The organism is Gammaproteobacteria bacterium (genome assembly GCA_022450155.1).
Lineage (GTDB): Bacteria > Pseudomonadota > Gammaproteobacteria > Arenicellales > UBA868 > REDSEA-S09-B13.
Genome location: JAKUQR010000022.1, coordinates 1 through 16,489, shown reverse-complemented (window position 1 = coordinate 16,489; position 16,489 = coordinate 1). Strand labels below are relative to the sequence as shown.

Sequence of the window (16,489 nt, the reverse complement as noted above, 5' to 3'; positions counted from 1 at the left end):
ACGGGGGAACTGAATCAGATGCCATTGAATTATCACAACTATGATGCGTTGAGTTTCGATTGTTATGGAACTCTGATCGACTGGGAAAGTGGGATATGGTCGGCCTTCCAACCGCTGATCGACGCAAACTCAAATCTACAGGTCGACCAGCAGCAGGTACTGGCCGAATTTGCAGAGTTTGAAAACCAGATCCAGTCCGATCATCCGGACATGTCGTACCCCGATGTTCTGAGCAGCGTTCATAACCGGTTCGCATTGACTCACGGACTTGTGACGACTGGGGTGCGGGACGCAACATTTGGGGAATCGGTCGGCCAGTGGCCAGCATTCCCAGATAGCGCTGAAGCACTCGCGCATCTGAAGAAGCGATATAAGCTGGTTATCCTTTCAAATGTCCACGATGCGGGTTTCGCAGCGTCTAATGAGCATCTGGATGTTGAATTCGATGCGATCTATACGGCCGAGCAGATCGGTACCTACAAGCCAGATATCGGAAATTTTGAGTTTTTGTTTACACACCTTTTAGCCGAGCAGGGTATTGCACGAGAGCGGATACTTCATGTGGCCCAGAGCCTTTATCACGACATTCAGCCGGCAAAAATGCTGGGTATGGACTGTGTCTGGATCGATCGTCAGGGCCTTTCTACTGGAGGTGACTGGGGAGCTACGTCAGTCATTACGGAACGGCCGGAGGTTGATGCAGTATTTGCCGATCTGGCATCGTTTGCGCAGACAGTCGTTAACGGATGAAGCTGTCAGCCTACAGCTAATTCTCTGGAGGTGTTGGTCGTAGTCAGTTGCCAGCCAGTTCGGCAAGTGCCTTCTGTACGTATTCTGCGTGACCCTTGGCCTTGACACGTTTCCAGTGCTTGGCCACCTTACCTGCAGGATTAATTAGCACTGTTGAACGGATGACGCCTTCAGAAATCTTGCCGTACATGTTCTTCTCACCCCATGCACTGTATTTTTCCATCATCTTGTGAGTGGGATCTGAGAGTAGTCCTACTTTGAGTTTGAATTTCTTGATGAATTTCTGGTGGCTTTCAATTGAGTCCGGGCTGCAGCCGTAGACTGTTGCACCCAGCTTTTCGAAAGCCTTGAGCGAGGAAGTGAAGTCGCAGGCTTCAATCGTACACCCGGGCGTGTCGTCACGCGGATAAAAATATAGCACGGCCCATTGCCCGGCAAGGTCTGACAATTTAACCGTTTCACCATCCTGATCGTTCAGTGCAAAGGCGGGCGCTTTTTTACCTTCTTCTACTGCCATCGAGCGAATTCTCCTTTGAGTACTTGAACATGAGTCGGTTATAACATAACACAGATGAACAACATTAAATGTCCGTGCTTCTAGTCGACACGGTGCAGACTTCAGTGATTCCTCTGGACCGGTTTTGGCGGGCTATTCGCCCGAAGCGTCACTTAGATTTTGATTTACCAAACATCTGAGCGAGCAGCAGGGCTACTGAAGTAATGAGCACCATCACTGTTGAAATCGACGCGATCGTGGGGTCGATCTGATCACGAAGTGCAAGGAACATGCTGCGGGTAATTGTGGACATCTTTCCGCCGGAAATGAATAGGGCGACTATGACTTCATCAAAAGAGACAATGAACGCCAGCAACGCACCGGTAACCACGGAAAAGCGGATCTGGGGCAGCGTAATCATGAAAAAGGCCTTGAGACGTGATGCGCCGAGGCTTCTCGCAACCCGCTCCTGATTCATGTCGTAACTTCTGAGTCCCGCGCTGACCACGATAAGAACCATGGGCAGAGCAAGTACCGAGTGCGCCAGAACCAACCCCAGTATTGTATTGTTGAGTTTTACTTTGGTATAAGCGAAGAACACACCAATAGCGATCAGGATGACCGGTACCATCATTGGTGTAATCAGCAAGATGAAAATGAATCTCGACAATCGAATCTTCGACACGAAAAGGCCGTACGCGGCCATGGTCGCTATCGGAGTGGTGAAGATTACGGTCAGGACCGCTACCTTGACTGAAACCCAGGTTGCAGTCATCCATTCGGTTGACCCGAAATAGTTCTCATACCACCTAAATCCCCAGGCCTTTGGCGGGAACTCCAGGTATTGTGACGCAGAAAAGGACATGGGTATGACAATGAAAGTCGGTACTACCAGGAACACGATCACAAGTGCCGCGACGATATACAGCCATATGCGGCGTCGGTGCGTAATCTGCGTTTCTGAAGCCGGGCTGTCGAGCCACGTCATCATGTGCCCGTCCCTCCCAGAACCCGATCCAAGCGCAGTAGCTTGTGAGAGATAAACAGAACGAGCAGAGTCAGTGCCAGCAGGACCACACCAAGCGCGCTGGCGGTACCAAAGTTATAAAAGAGATCAATAATGGTTTCGATCTTCATGGAGACCATGATGATCCGGCCGCCACCCAGAACAGCCGGTGTGACGAAGAATCCCAGGCATAGAACAAAGACTACGACAATGCCGGCAAACAGCCCCGGCAGAGACAGGGGAAAATAGATACTCCAGAACGCGTGAAAAGGGCTGGCACCGAGGTTGCTAGCCGCCTTGATGTAGTCCTGGTCTATGGTTCGCATCGATCCGTAAAGCGGAAGAAGAAGGAACGGCAGCATGATATGCGCCATGCCAATCAGGGTACCGTTAAGGTTGTGGACCAGTCTGAGCGGTGTATCCCACAGGCCTAGTTCTATTCCCCACTGATTAATCAATCCTTTGCGTTGAAGAATAACCAGCCAGGCGTAGGTGCGAACCAGGAGGGACGTCCAGAATGGCAGTAACACCGCGATCAGGCCGATGTTGGCCCATCTTTGGGGGAGCTGTGCAAGAAAGTATGCAAATGGGTATCCGATTGCGACGCAGATGATCGTGGTCAGGAAACTCACGTTGAACGTGGTACGGAAGATCCTGTAGTAGGATTTATGCTCAATCATTCGGGTGTAATTCGACGTCGAGAGAACACCCTCGTCGTTGAAGAGTGACAGCCAGAAAAGCCACCCGACCGGGATTCCAATGATTACGACAACCAGCAGGATGGCGGGCACGGAAAGACCGAACATGAGCATCCGTTCCCGGACCTCATCCTGGCGCAGGCCAGCGGCATTGGCACCGGTTGTGGAGCGGGTCCCTGGAAGAGAATGTGTAGTCACGAGCTAGCTTTCGCCTTCCGGAATCAGAACAGTTTCGTCTGGGTGCAGGCCCAGCGTAACCTGGGCGCCGACCTCTGGCACAGCTGCCAACAAACCCCGCTGACTGACACTGCGAACCGCCACGTCGGCTCCGTCCATAAGCGTGACATACAGAAGAAAGCTTTCCCCCTGGTAGACAACATCTTTTACCACCCCTTGAAAGGTATTGTAGTCTGCCTCTTCTCCTGGTTTTAAGAGTACCAGCCGCTCTGGTCGAAGCATCAGCAGTCGGCCATCCTTCGATTCAGAACCAGAGACATTCACCGGGGTTCCAGCGTAGGACACATGACCGTCACTATGTTCGACCGGCAGGAGTGTCGACTCACCAATAAAATTTGCCACGAAGGGATTCGCCGGCTGGTCATAAATTCGTCGTGGCGAGTCAAGCTGCATTAGCTTGCCATCGTTGATGACGGCAATGCGGTCGGACATGGTTAGCGCCTCGCGCTGGTCATGCGTCACGTAGACTGTTGTCATGCCGAGTTTTTCATGCAGGTGACGCAATTCGATCTGCATGTGTTCCCGGAGTTTTTTATCCAGGGCTGATAATGGCTCATCCATTAACAGGATGCGGGGTTCGAAAACGATTGCCCTGGCCAGCGCAACACGCTGCATCTGACCACCGGATAACTGGTCGATTTGTCGGTCGCCGAAACCTTCGAGCTGAACCGTTTCGAGAGCACTTTCTACGCGCTGGCGAAGAGTCGCTTTGTTCACGTTTCTGAGCTTGAGGGGAAAACCGATATTTCTCGCGACCGTCATATGCGGGAAAAGCGCATAGTTCTGAAACACCATCCCCACCTCCCGTTTGTGGGGCTGCATCCGGATCACCTCGTCGTCTCCAAACAGCGCACTGCCATGATCGGGGCGTGTAAATCCCGCCAGGACCATCAGCAGGGTCGTCTTGCCTGAGCCGGACGGCCCTAGCAGGGTCAGAAACTCGCCGCTGCGTACGTCCAGGTCGACATGATCCAGTGCAAATACCGGCCCATAGGTTTTAGTTAAGCCTCGAATGGTGATGGGTAAGGCATTGATCTGATTAGCATCAGCCATTTACAGATCCTCAATCGAGAAGTGTGGAAATAAAGATAAAGGCGGCGCGTGTAACGCGCCGCCTTTATCACTTGGTGATCTCACTAACTGAAGGAAATTACTCGGTCATCATGTCCTGGTACATCTCGGACGCGATTTTTTCCCATTTCGCGTACCAGTCGAACCCTCCCGATGCTCCAATCAGAAGTTGAACTGCAAGGTTTGCCGGCGACGACGGTAGTCCAGCCACGACTTCATCGCTCATCTTACCCATTGTATAGGCCAAAGAGTTGGTGGGCCCGTAGTTGATGTACTTGGGAAGATCAGCCTGGAATTCAGGTTTACTGAATTCCGCGAGTGCCTCCATTGCAAGGTCCGTATTGGGTGCACCTTTGGGGATGCCGAAACAGTCGTAATCAAGGAGCCCTTGATCATAATGGTAGGCGACCTTTGCGCCATCTGCTTTGGCCACGTCAAAACGGCCGTTCCAGCCAGTCGACATGTCCACTTCACCGTCCTTCATCAACTGGGCATGTTGCGCGCCCGATCCCCACCAGACAGCAACGTGGGGCTTGAGTTCACGGATTTTATCCAGCGCCCGTGTTATACCGGCTTCGCTGGATAATACTTTGTATATCTGGTCCATCGGCACACCGTCGGCCATCAGGGCGGGCTCGAGCATGCCATGCATTTTGCCCCTAATCGACCGGGTTCCCGGAAACTTTTTAACATCCCAGAAATCAGCCCAGCCTCGTGGGCCATTCATGCCATAGGTTTCCGTGTTCCACGCGGGTACTGTGGAATACGTAGAGGTGCCTACACAGCAGGGCAAATAAGTACCGGGTATGAAGTTCGAGACATCGATGATGTCGTAATCAAGATCGATCAAGATACCCTCTTGGCAGGCGCGGGCACCACCACCGGCGCCAGTGTCAATAATGTCCCATGGTACTGCGCCGGCGGCGACCTTCGTTCTCACCTGGCCGATGCCCTTGTAGGATTCTTCATTGATAGTGATACCCATGGCCTTCGCGACGGGCTGAAAAATAGCCTTGCTCTGGGCTGCCTGAAAAGATCCGCCCCATGATGCAACGGTTATTTCTCCGGCGTGGGCTGATGTCCCGGCCAAACTTATGACCAATGAGACACCGACTGAGGACAAAAGTTGTTTTATTTTCATCAGTTGATTCTCCTGAGGGAGTTGTTTTATCGAGTTACACGTCACTCGACCGATGCTTGTAGAAGTACCGGTCAGATCTCACCCTACCAGACAATTGGCAAGTCGTCATCTATATATCAGATACCGGATAAATCGCTACGAAGGCTGCGGGGACGTCTCGCTGCTGTTTATGCTAGAAATTTACATTAGTTGAGTGGCGTGTCATTTAATGACCAGATCCAGTGACGATCGACTGAGTCTGTCGCAACCGGATTCTGTAATCAGTACGCTATGGCCTAAGGTCATAGCGCGGCCTGTGTCAGAATTGGCGAGGATCATGTGCAGGAAGAACGTATTCCCCGCTTCCATCAACTGGGAATTGCCCTCATAGAACATCGGCGGATCGACCCAGAGCGGGGTGTATATGGCGCTCATGCCGTAGCCGCAGGCGCGCATCCGGTGTTCGCCAAGGCCGGCGGCATCGAGGACTTTTGCATGCGCCTGATAGACATCACCCATCGGTCGACCGGGGCGGATCACCGCTTCGCAGGCAAGGAGTGCATCCTTACAGGCCTGATACATACCGAGATGCTCGGGATGAACGATCCCTACAATCAGTGTTCGCATCATCGCCGCATGGTAGCGGCGATAGGCCGCTGACCATTCCAGTGTCAGTTGATCTTGATCGTCGAGATGTCGTTTGCCGGAATGATAGCGGACAAGAAGCGCGCTGGGACCAGATCCAATGATGAATTCGTTGCCGGCATAATCGCCGTCGCCACGAAATACAATGCCCTGCATGGCGGCCAGGATATCCCCTTCAAAGGCGCCAGGTTCGGCGAGCCGTACGGCCTCATCCCAGGCATCATCCGACAGCTCGGCGGCCCTGCGTATGTATTCGATTTCTGTGGGACTTTTAACCCTTCTAAACTGATCGACCAGGGTTGATGCATCTACCAGCCTACAGAATCCGTCGAGTTGAGGTTCCAGCAGTCGCCAGTAGTGAGCTTTAAGACCGTAGCTGTCGAACTCTATGCCGAGTGTTTTGTTTCGATAGCCAAGGTCATCCAGGAGGCCACGCAGTTCCAGCGCCGGATTAACATCTTCTGTGTCGTGCCACAATCTTATATCCTGGATGTCCGAGGTGAACTGAGCCTGGCGCAGGTCTGGAAGTCGTGTCAGCAGTACTGTGTGGCCACTGCCATCGATAATCAGGCACTGAAACATGCTGAAACCAAACGTATCGTATCCAGTCAGGTAGTACATTGATTCCTGCTTGAACATCAGCAATCCATCCAGGCCGAGTTCGGACAGCCGCTTTGACACCTGGTGCCGGCGGATCTCCATCTCTTCGGGTTCAAAATGTACAGGCATGGTTATCGCTGAGGAGTGCGGTGAAAGGGATTAGATGAAGGTTGTGACACTTTATTGAATTGTACTTCTGCCTACGCTGCGAGAGACGTCTGTGCTACGAATACCGTGCCAGCAGCAATTGAATCCCCGCTTGATTAAGCTGATTGAAGCCCCGATGATTGCAAGTGGAGGGTCATTATGCTCGCTGGAATACTGATTTGTGCCGCTGGAATTCTGATTGCAGTATATCCGCCGCTATTTGTGATGGTGGTATCTGCGCTTCTCATTGTCACTGGTGCCCTGGTGTTTGCCAGTGCCTGGTACCGTCGTCGGCTGGCCCGCCACAGCGGAGATTCGCTGATCGAATTGATACTGCACTATTGACGCCGAACCCGGTAAATTGCCGAGTTTGAGGTCTTATTTTACTTGATACAATCCATATCCAGTCGTTGTGACACAACTGGAACATCAGAGCTGATTACCTGTCTATGAGCGTCCCTAAGTTCGGACTTAATCGACATGACACCTCATCCGTCGCCGCCTATGCGTCGGACGTAGCCCGTGCTGAAGCTTGCGGCTGGGATGCTGCGTTCATACCGGATTCGCAGCTCAGGCGGCGCGATACTTATGTTCTTCTCGCTGCTGCTGCGCAATTGACACACGTGATCGACATCGGCACCTTGCTGGTCAATCCTGTTAACCGGCACCCTACAGTCACCGCATCCAGTATTGCAACCATTGCCGAGTTAGCGCCTAGCCGCACGATACTGGGGTGCGGTATTGGTGATACTGCGGTACGCCTGGCAGGGTTGAAACCTGCCCGTATCAACGAACTCGAAGCCAGCGTCAAGTTGATGAAATCGTTACTGGCCGGTGACGAGGTCGAAGTGGGTGCAGTTAAACCTGCTGTATTGCCTTTCCCGGTACAAGTGCCGGTCTGGGTTGCCGCCGGTGGACCAAAAACTCTAGAAATGGCGGGTGCCTGTGCAGATGGTGTATTTATCCGCGTGGGCACCCATCTACGCAATATTCAGATGTCCGTGGAGCGGATCAGAAAGGGTGCCAAGCGGGCAGGCAGGGACCCTGGCAATATCCGATTAGGAGCTGTGTTTCATACGGTCTTTGTGGATGATCAAGATGTTGCGCTCCTCATGGGTAAGTCAATGGCGGCGGGGTACTATGAATACTCGCCAATGCTTCTGGATCATTTGGGACTGGATTGGAAGGGCGCGCACCCGAATGAGTTTAAATCAGGTGGCCGGGTGTGGCCTGATTTCCACCATGCTCCAGACCTGGAAGCGAGTGGACGCTGTGTTAATTTCTTGTCCGATGAACACGCCCGGGCGTTTTGTCTGCTTGGCGGAGCGTCAGCTATCGGTGAACAACTGACTGAAATCATCCAGACCGCGTCTGACCAAGGTATAGAGTTTGAATATGTTGTCCTTCAGCCGATACCCGATCCACCTTGCCCAGATCCAGGCGCCGGCGCCTATATTGAGCGTGTGCCGGCCGAGATTCTCTCCAAGGTACGGGTCTAGCTGTACTAGGCCGAGGTATATAGTTTTGGTCAATTCCCTACGCCCGATTGGTGAGTCATCCGATAAGACAGGTTGAGTCATTTTGTAGGAGTTTTATCGATTAATTCTGGGTGTTTGGCAGCAAATATTCTATGGAGTCGTGTAACGAGTTATTGTTGACAATCGCCCGAGTCTTGCGATTTATATCTTCCATTTCAGTTGACTGTACCGGCGAGTGTTTCCCTTGCCTAGTTTGATATAACGCGGTCACGTTCAGAGGTTTAAGTGATGTGCAGCCAAACAATGGAATTCAGCGCTGCAGTACAATAGCAACACTGTTCGGCCTAATTTTCAATGATCGATGTTACCGTCCAACTCACTGGGGGATCGTCTAGCGGTAGGACTGCGGACTCTGACTCCGCCAACCCAGGTTCGAATCCTGGTCCCCCAGCCAAATGCACTGTCAGTGTTGTTCTGTCCGATGCTGATTATTCAGCAATATCCTCGAAAGTGCCGTGGGTCAACCCTGCCAGCTGCTTTGGAGTTAAACAGAAAACCGCATTAGGTGTTCCTGCAGCAGCCCAGATTGTGCCCAAATCTTCCAAGTGATGATCAAGAATGACGATAGGTAGCACGCGATGTCCAATAGGAGCAACGCCACCAATCGAAAACCCTGAGTTCGACTTGACAAAGTCGGCATCGGCCCGATAGAGCACGTTGTCAATAACTGCGGCTGCTTTTTGTTCGTCCACGCGATTGTCTCCACAGGCTATGATCAGGACAGGGCGCTCATCTGCTTGTCGAAATACAAGTGATTTTGCGATTTGGCGTGACTCGCAACCTATCGCTTTAGCGGCGTCAGCAGCGCTTCGCGTAGAGTGTTCGAATTCCACTACCTGGTATGCCGAGCCTAACAGTGTCTGAACGCGGCGTGCAGTCTTGTTCTCTGCGGGTTTCAATTAATTTGGCTTGAATGATAAATACAGGTTCTGTCACAATGCACCACGATCAATCCTTATAGTTATCCTAGTTAGGACACAGCTATTGGCAAGTAGTCATCGTGCAGAATAATTACCAGCTAGTCGAAACCCGTTTACAGGAAAAATTCGATGATGGCCGCACTGTGTGCAATCTGTGCCTGTGGCGCTGTCGCTTGCGACACGGGCAACGCGGCTTTTGCCAGGCTCATGTGAATCGCAACGGGACGTTGTATAACCTTATCTTACGGAATTATCTCTTCAGCAGATGTGGGTCCGATAGAAGACAAGCCAGTACGTCACTTTCGACCGGGTACCAAGGTACTTTCGATTGGCAGCTATGGTTGCAATTTTCGCTGTACAGGCTGCCACAATCTTGAGATATCTTGGGGTGTCGACGCACTTGACGAATTAGCTCGAGGAGAATCTAAAGCAGCGTTTGTGACTCCCGAGGAATTGGTGAGTGCTGCGATTGAGGCGGGCGTTCAGGGTATCGCTTTCACGTATTCGGAACCGGCGGTGTGGCTGGAATACGTGATCGATGTCTGTGATTTAGCAAGAACCAAAGGACTCTATACGGTTTATGTCAGCAATAGCTTTGTGACTGATGAAGCCTTGGAGCAGTTGGCCGGCCGGATAGATGTTCTTTGTTCTGATATTAAGAGCATGGAAGATCAGTTTTACCGGAACATTTGCGGTAAAGCAGATGTCGAATCTGTTCTTCACGGGATCGAATTGGCTCAGAATTTAGGTATTCATGTAGAAACACGAACCAATGTCATACCAGGACTGAATGATGATACTGCGAATCTGCTTCGGATTGCGCACTGGATCAGGGACCATCTTGGGTCGGATAGTCCTTGGCATATCACCCGTTTCTACCCGGCCTACCAGTTAAGTTATATAGAGCCGACACCCGTAAAGACACTTAATGCGGCCCGGCAGCAGGCGCTGATGGCCGGACTTACGAGTGTTTATACCTATGGTGACAAAGGCTGTGACTGTGCGACTGAGAATGCTCCAGTCGAACAGATTTTGCCTGGTTGGAAGCAACTTCATGCTGTTAACAAATGTAGCCAGGATTGCTGCGGTGATGAAGGAATTCTGTTAAAAAAGTACGAACGGACACTGAGTGTTGCTTTTGACGCCAATGCCGAACAGGTTCAGCGGCTAGATTTTAGCGATTGATAAAAAGTCTGAATATAGGGTGCAATCGGTTGTAAAATAGCAGTTCACCTTGAACATAGCCCACTTAAATACTGTGACGCCAGATATTCAAATATCCGATAGCGCCGTAAACCAACTCGCGAATTTGATCGCGTCCAAGGATAACCCAAATCTGCTGTTTCGGGTTTATATCCAGGGTGGCGGTTGTTCGGGCTTTCAATACGGATTTCAATTCGAAGAGGAGGCGGCCGGCGATGATCTTGAGTTTGATCACAGTGGGGTCCGGGTTGTTGTCGATCCGATGAGTCTTCAGTATCTTGGCGGCGCGGAAATCGACTTTATCGACGATCTTCAGGGGAGTCGTTTCGTGGTCAACAATCCAAATGCGACAACAACCTGCGGTTGCGGTTCATCATTTGGTGTCTAGTACGTAATAGTCGTAGCGCGCTGACTTAACCCAGATAGACAGCGCCCAAAGCCAGTTCTCGAGAAGACCCTGTGACTTCAGGACAATTTGTCGGTTGGCTTTTGAGACGTTCTTTTGCCAGCCACGCAAAAGCGACTGCCTCCACCCAGTCTACCGGTAAACCAAGACGATCGGTGGTGTAGAGTGGTAAAGGTGTAATTCGATTGTCGAGCCGACACACCAAGTACTCATTATTTGCACCGCCACCGCATAGGTACACCGCATCAGTACCCGGTGCGTTTCTCTTAAGCGATTGAGCAATCGATTCAGCGGTCAGTTCAACCAGTGTGGCCTGAACGTCCTCCGGACGTTCGTCCGCAGTAAGATGCGTGTTCAACCAGTCTAGGTTAAATTCATCCAGCCCAGTTGATTTTGGCAGAGGCCTGGAGAAGAAATCGCACGCAAGAAGTGCGTTTAACAGCTTTGGCAGATTCCGTCCGGACCGCGCCCAGGCGCCATTTAGATCATAGGCACCCAGCTGATGTCGTCTGAACCAATGGTCCATCAATGTGTTCCCGGGCCCTGTGTCGAATCCGGATAGCGGGTCTTTTTGATGGAGGGTTGTTGCATTGGCGATACCACCGATATTGACGATTACCCGGTTCTCATCGGGATCTGAAAAAACAGCGCGATGGAAGGTGGGTACCAGCGGTGCGCCCTGACCGCCAAGAGCCAGGTCGGCTGTTCTGAAATCGGACACTGTGGTGATGCCTGTTAAGGCTGCGATACGGGCACCACTGCCAAGCTGTACGGTATAGGGCAAACAACCATCCGGCTGATGTCTTACGGTCTGGCCGTGTGAACCGATTGCGGTAATTTGATCGACCCCCGCCTGGGCTTTAAGACTCAGAGCGGTATCGGCAAACGCCTGAGCCAGAAGTGCGTCCAGTTCTGCAACGTCGCTTATTCGATCGGCTGTACCGTCAGCTGCGTGTTGTATGCGTTCCAAGATAGACGCGTCTAATGATGCAGCCAGGGTAGAAACCAGTTCACATCCCGAGTCTGAGAATTGAACCAGTGCCGCGTCGATGGCATCCGAACTGGTACCGCTCATCAGGCCAATGTAGAAATCTTGGCCGCTGTTCATTCGGGTGATAAGTGCGAACCGGTTTTGCCGGAGGTTCTTGCGGTGTCAGGCGTCGACAAGTCGATCTAATGCTGCCGAAAAAGTCGATGCTCGGCGCAGAAACTCAGATTTCTCATTCTGGCGAACTGAAGTGGCGCGGGGTAGCTTCAGTTTTAGCGGATTTCTGCGTTTTCCATTCAGCCACAGTTCGTAGTGCAGGTGGGGACTTGTTGACAGTCCGGTGCTGCCGACATAGCCGATGATCTGGCCCTGTTGGACCCAGCGGCCTTTCCGAACTTTCTTCCCATATTTTGAAAGATGCGCGTAGAGAGTTCGGTAATTGCTGCCGTGTTTGATGATGACGGTCTTGCCATAGTTGCCTTTTCGACCCACAAAAACCACCTTGCCGTCGGCGGTAGAGAGCACCGAATTCCCATTTCGACCCGAAAAATCCAGTCCGCGATGAGGGCGCCATACTTTCAGTATGGGATGGAATCGTCGTAACGAGTAACCTGAAGTGATTCGGCTGTTGCGTACAGGTGAATGCAAAAACTTGCCCTGCATGCTGGTCCCGTCAAGAGAAAAGTAGCGGGCGATCCCGGCTGAGTCGGTGTGGCGGATGGCATGGTGAGGTTTTCCAGACAGAATAAAGGAAGCAGCCAGAACCGGGCCGGTACCGATCTTTCTTCCTTCCAGGAACCTCTCTTCATAGATGACTGCAAACTGATCGCCTGACCGGATATCGGTGTTGAAGTCAATCTGCCATTCAAATGTTGACATAAGCTTATAGAGCAATGGCTCGCTGAGGCCTGCCTTTAGACCGCTGTCAAAAAGTGTTGATGTGATCACTCCGGTGGCCTTCTGTTCAATCACTTCAAACGACCGGTTAACCGTATCGAAACGCAAGCCGTTGTCGGTGGTTTTAACGAGTAACAGCTGTTTAAGGCTCTTCTCATATTCCAGTTCACGGAACTGCCCGTCAGTGAGTCGAATTTTCAGACGAGGGCCAGTTTTGAGACTGGTAAGCACTTGACCTTTGCGATGTGCTGCAATCGTAATCGCGACCGCGGGGTCGAGTTTGAGACGGCTGAAAATGCGGGTCAGGGAATCACCGGGGCGTATATCGATATCAACCCAGTTGGTTTTCGTCGAACTGGCTACGGTCTGTGTTGGAACACTATCAGCCATTTTGGCAGCTGATAGTGGCTGGACTGCATGGATAGCCTTCGTATCAAGTGACACGGAGACTGTGACCTTCGGCAATTCCTTCATCGCTGGCCACAGGTCAACTTCGAAACCTGATCCGCGATCCGCAGATGACGCACTGGACGAACCTAACGGGACGACTGATTTGTTTGGAATTAGCGCTGCAGAACTCGCTACTGCGGTTTTTTTACGAGCATTGAGTACCTGCGCTATTTGAGAGCGCAAGGGATCGTATTCCACTTGGGAATTATCAACCTCGTCAATAGACGCGTCTGGTCGACTGGCAAGCCAGGTCGCGACCAGCATTATCATCGCGAGTATTGTTGCCCCAAACAGGGCATGGCGGCGACTCAAGGGTCGGTCACGCGGCCCGCTCTTGAGCATATTACGAAGATCAGAGTCGAATAGGGAACGCTGTTGCGCCATTGCGATAGCTTCACCAGCCCCGTCGGGGTATACGGGAAGTCCGTAATTTACCTGTGATTAATTGTTGCGTCAAAGTCATTTCCGATGGTTTCTTAAAGTAATTGCCTAATGCCGAGCACAAAACCGCCGGTTTTAGTCAGCGCACCGGCGATCATGCAATCCAATCGTGGCGTTTGTTTCCAACCGACCGCTCAGCGGGTCGATTGGTCAGGACTGCGATGCAACGGTCATAGAACAGCCGCTGACCCGTGAGCGTTCGCTCAGGGCAGTGGGCAGAGTCGGTCATCGGCATGATACGCCCTGGTTCTTGTTGCTTCGGGTAAAATTTGTATTCCTACTTATCCAATGTTTGATGTCATGTCCAGTAAACCGGTCACTGAAGCGCTTTTGGAAATTCGACGGGGTGCAGAAGAAATCCTCGTTGAAACCGAGTTGATAGAACGACTCGAGAACGGTAAATCACTGCGCGTAAAAGTCGGCTTTGACCCGACAGCTCCTGATCTACACCTGGGTCATACAGTGTTGATCAACAAGATGCGCCAGTTTCAGGACCTGGGTCACGAGATCATCTTTCTGATTGGCGACTTTACCGGGATGATTGGAGATCCAAGCGGTAAAAATGCCACACGCCCCGCACTCAGCCGGGAAGAGATCGATCAGAACGCTCTGACCTATAAAGAGCAGGTGTTCAAGATCCTGGACCCGGATAAAACCATTGTCGACTTCAACTCCAGGTGGGGCAGTGAATTGGGTGCAGAAGGCATGATTCGACTGGCATCGCGCTATACCGTCGCCAGAATGTTGGAACGGGATGATTTTTCGACACGTTACCGGGATGGCCAACCCATCGCGATACACGAATTTCTTTATCCACTTATGCAGGGTTACGATTCTGTTGCACTTAAGGCTGATGTTGAGCTTGGTGGTACGGATCAGAAATTCAATTTGCTGGTTGGGCGTGAACTTCAGAAACAATATGGTCTTGAGCCTCAAATCGTATTGACTATGCCGCTGCTTGAAGGTCTTGACGGTGTTCAGAAGATGTCCAAATCGCTGGGCAATACCGTGGGGATCACTGAGCCGCCGGTCGAGATGTACGGCAAACTGATGTCGATTTCTGATGAGCTGATGTGGCGATATTTTGAATTATTGAGTTTCCGACCGCTGGCAGACATCCGGAGGCTTCAGGAAGAAGTCACGGCCGGTGTCAACCCCCGAGACGTTAAGTATCAATTGGCGCATGAGATAGTTGAGCGGTTTCATTCGGCCAGCGATGCTGAAAAAGCGCATCAGTCGTTTGTCAATCAGTTTCAGCATGGTGAAATTCCTGATGAGATTGCTAAAGTTGATATCGATAACCAGGGTAATGACATGCCTGTAGCCAATGTCATCAAGTCTGCAGGTCTTGCTGGGAGTACCTCCGAGGTCTACCGCCTGATGGCACAAGGCGCTGTTCGCATCGACGGCGAGCGAGTCGACGATCGAAAATTGACGATCAAAACCGGGGTAAGTGCGCTGTTTCAGGTCGGCAAGCGCCGATTTGCCCGAATCCGCGTAATTTGAAGGCCCGCCGGGTTCCGATGGAGTCTCTGCCTGTGCCGATCAGATCGTGACCCCAAAATCGTTTAATTTCGCTACATTTGCCGTTAAAGGGAGGTAAATTCATTGACTAGGCGAGATTCAAGGGTATAATTCCGCACCTCGGTCGGTTGAGCTTATTTCAACCGCCACGCTCTTTAACAATTTGATTAGGTAGATTGTGTGGGCGCTTTTAGCGTCTGATTCCAATTACCAGTAGTAAACGCTCTGTCGGTGCTTGCACGGACAGAGTGACGATTTGATGCCTTTACGGTTCAAATCGGAATCAATCTTGAAACTGGAGAGTTTGATCCTGGCTCAGATTGAACGCTGGCGGTAGGCCTAACACATGCAAGTCGAACGGCAGCAGACCGTGACAATCCCTTCGGGGTGCGTTTGGTGCTGGCGAGTGGCGGACGGGTGAGTAACACGTAGGAATCTGCCAAACAGTGGGGGACAACCCGGAGAAATCCGGGCTAATACCGCATACGCCCTACGGGGGAAAGCGGGGGACCTTCGGGCCTCGCGCTGTTTGAGGAGCCTGCGTCGGATTAGCTTGTTGGTGAGGTAAAGGCTCACCAAGGCAACGATCCGTAGCTGGTCTGAGAGGATGATCAGCCACACTGGGACTGAGACACGGCCCAGACTCCTACGGGAGGCAGCAGTGGGGAATATTGCACAATGGGCGAAAGCCTGATGCAGCCATACCGCGTGGGTGAAGAAGGCCTTAGGGTTGTAAAGCCCTTTCAGCAGGGAAGAAAGGTACAGGGTTAATAACCCCGTAATTTGACGGTACCTGAATAAGAAGCACCGGCTAACTCCGTGCCAGCAGCCGCGGTAATACGGAGGGTGCAAGCGTTAATCGGAATTACTGGGCGTAAAGCGCGCGTAGGCGGTCTGGTCAGTCAGATGTGAAAGCCCCGGGCTCAACCTGGGAACTGCATTTGATACTGCTGGACTAGAGTGTGGTAGAGGGAAGTGGAATTCCGCGTGTAGCGGTGAAATGCGTAGATATGCGGAGGAACATCAGTGGCGAAGGCGACTTCCTGGACCAACACTGACGCTGAGGTGCGAAAGCGTGGGGAGCAAACAGGATTAGATACCCTGGTAGTCCACGCCGTAAACGATGTCTACTAGCCGTCGGGGAGCTTGACTCCTTGGTGGCGCAGCTAACGCGATAAGTAGACCGCCTGGGGAGTACGGCCGCAAGGCTAAAACTCAAAGGAATTGACGGGGGCCCGCACAAGCGGTGGAGCATGTGGTTTAATTCGATGCAACGCGAAGAACCTTACCTGCCCTTGACATCCTCGGAACGGTCCGGAAACGGACTGGTGCCTTCGGGAACCGAGAGACAG

At 51.9% G+C, this 16,489-nt stretch carries 15 protein-coding genes, 1 tRNA gene and 1 rRNA gene; 8 read left to right on the top strand and 9 right to left on the bottom strand.

Going from position 1 to position 16,489, the window contains the following annotated elements:
- Window positions 1–18 precede the first annotated feature (18 nt).
- Entirely contained in the window at window positions 19–750 is a 732-nt protein-coding gene (locus MK323_11635; GenBank protein MCH2482803.1) for an HAD-IA family hydrolase, read from the top strand.
- A 43-nt stretch (window positions 751–793) separates the two neighbouring features.
- Here MK323_11635 and MK323_11630 read toward each other — a convergent pair whose 3' ends face one another.
- The 6 genes from MK323_11630 to MK323_11605 all read right to left on the bottom strand — a co-directional run bounded on the left by MK323_11630 (window position 794) and on the right by MK323_11605 (window position 6,752).
- Window positions 794–1,267, bottom strand: a complete 474-nt coding sequence (locus tag MK323_11630) for a peroxiredoxin (protein MCH2482802.1) — start codon at window positions 1,265–1,267, stop codon at window positions 794–796.
- Window positions 1,268–1,415: 148 nt separating this feature from the next.
- On the bottom strand, window positions 1,416–2,237 hold the full coding sequence (locus MK323_11625) for an ABC transporter permease (protein MCH2482801.1): 822 nt from the start codon (window positions 2,235–2,237) through the stop codon (window positions 1,416–1,418).
- Window positions 2,234–3,064, bottom strand: a complete 831-nt coding sequence (locus MK323_11620; protein ID MCH2482800.1) for an ABC transporter permease — start codon at window positions 3,062–3,064, stop codon at window positions 2,234–2,236. The genes MK323_11625 and MK323_11620 overlap by 4 nt, the downstream gene beginning before the upstream one ends.
- A gap of 87 nt (window positions 3,065–3,151) precedes the next feature.
- Window positions 3,152–4,240 carry an ABC transporter ATP-binding protein gene (locus MK323_11615; protein MCH2482799.1) on the bottom strand — a complete coding sequence of 363 codons (1,089 nt, stop codon included), beginning with the start codon at window positions 4,238–4,240 and terminating at the stop codon, window positions 3,152–3,154.
- Window positions 4,241–4,337: 97 nt separating this feature from the next.
- Window positions 4,338–5,399 carry an ABC transporter substrate-binding protein gene (locus MK323_11610; protein MCH2482798.1) on the bottom strand — a complete coding sequence of 354 codons (1,062 nt, stop codon included), beginning with the start codon at window positions 5,397–5,399 and terminating at the stop codon, window positions 4,338–4,340.
- Between the two features lie 201 nt (window positions 5,400–5,600).
- On the bottom strand, window positions 5,601–6,752 hold the full coding sequence (locus MK323_11605) for a Xaa-Pro peptidase family protein (GenBank protein ID MCH2482797.1): 1,152 nt from the start codon (window positions 6,750–6,752) through the stop codon (window positions 5,601–5,603).
- Between the two features lie 177 nt (window positions 6,753–6,929).
- Here MK323_11605 and MK323_11600 point away from each other — a divergent pair, with 177 nt between their 5' ends.
- The 3 genes from MK323_11600 to MK323_11590 all read left to right on the top strand — a co-directional run bounded on the left by MK323_11600 (window position 6,930) and on the right by MK323_11590 (window position 8,702).
- Window positions 6,930–7,115 carry a hypothetical protein gene (locus MK323_11600; protein ID MCH2482796.1) on the top strand — a complete coding sequence of 62 codons (186 nt, stop codon included), beginning with the start codon at window positions 6,930–6,932 and terminating at the stop codon, window positions 7,113–7,115.
- A 104-nt stretch (window positions 7,116–7,219) separates the two neighbouring features.
- Window positions 7,220–8,269 (top strand): LLM class flavin-dependent oxidoreductase, encoded by a 1,050-nt coding sequence (locus tag MK323_11595; GenBank protein ID MCH2482795.1) that lies wholly within the window; start codon window positions 7,220–7,222, stop codon window positions 8,267–8,269.
- A gap of 359 nt (window positions 8,270–8,628) precedes the next feature.
- A tRNA-Gln gene (locus tag MK323_11590) sits at window positions 8,629–8,702 on the top strand.
- A 34-nt stretch (window positions 8,703–8,736) separates the two neighbouring features.
- On the opposite strand, the gene MK323_11585 is transcribed toward MK323_11590, so the two are convergent.
- Window positions 8,737–9,207: a YbaK/EbsC family protein gene (locus tag MK323_11585; protein MCH2482794.1), complete on the bottom strand. Its 471-nt coding sequence runs from the start codon at window positions 9,205–9,207 to the stop codon at window positions 8,737–8,739.
- A gap of 288 nt (window positions 9,208–9,495) precedes the next feature.
- Between MK323_11585 and MK323_11580 the strand changes: the two genes are divergently transcribed.
- Both MK323_11580 and erpA read left to right on the top strand, forming a co-directional pair.
- Window positions 9,496–10,413 (top strand): radical SAM protein, encoded by a 918-nt coding sequence (locus MK323_11580; GenBank protein MCH2482793.1) that lies wholly within the window; start codon window positions 9,496–9,498, stop codon window positions 10,411–10,413.
- A 73-nt stretch (window positions 10,414–10,486) separates the two neighbouring features.
- Window positions 10,487–10,819, top strand: a complete 333-nt coding sequence (erpA, locus tag MK323_11575) for an iron-sulfur cluster insertion protein ErpA (GenBank protein MCH2482792.1) — start codon at window positions 10,487–10,489, stop codon at window positions 10,817–10,819.
- 25 nt (window positions 10,820–10,844) lie between these two features.
- Here the strand turns inward: erpA and MK323_11570 are convergent, their stop codons facing one another.
- Together MK323_11570 and MK323_11565 are read right to left on the bottom strand one after the other, a co-directional pair.
- Window positions 10,845–11,945: an anhydro-N-acetylmuramic acid kinase gene (locus MK323_11570; protein MCH2482791.1), complete on the bottom strand. Its 1,101-nt coding sequence runs from the start codon at window positions 11,943–11,945 to the stop codon at window positions 10,845–10,847.
- Window positions 11,946–11,990: 45 nt separating this feature from the next.
- Window positions 11,991–13,556, bottom strand: coding sequence for a peptidoglycan DD-metalloendopeptidase family protein (locus tag MK323_11565; GenBank protein ID MCH2482790.1), 1,566 nt, complete (start codon window positions 13,554–13,556; stop codon window positions 11,991–11,993).
- A gap of 357 nt (window positions 13,557–13,913) precedes the next feature.
- On the opposite strand from MK323_11565, the gene tyrS reads away from it, so the two are divergent.
- Together tyrS and MK323_11555 are read left to right on the top strand one after the other, a co-directional pair.
- Window positions 13,914–15,119 carry a tyrosine--tRNA ligase gene (gene tyrS, locus MK323_11560; GenBank protein MCH2482789.1) on the top strand — a complete coding sequence of 402 codons (1,206 nt, stop codon included), beginning with the start codon at window positions 13,914–13,916 and terminating at the stop codon, window positions 15,117–15,119.
- Window positions 15,120–15,429: 310 nt separating this feature from the next.
- Window positions 15,430–16,489 (top strand): 16S ribosomal RNA (locus MK323_11555); the annotation flags it as partial.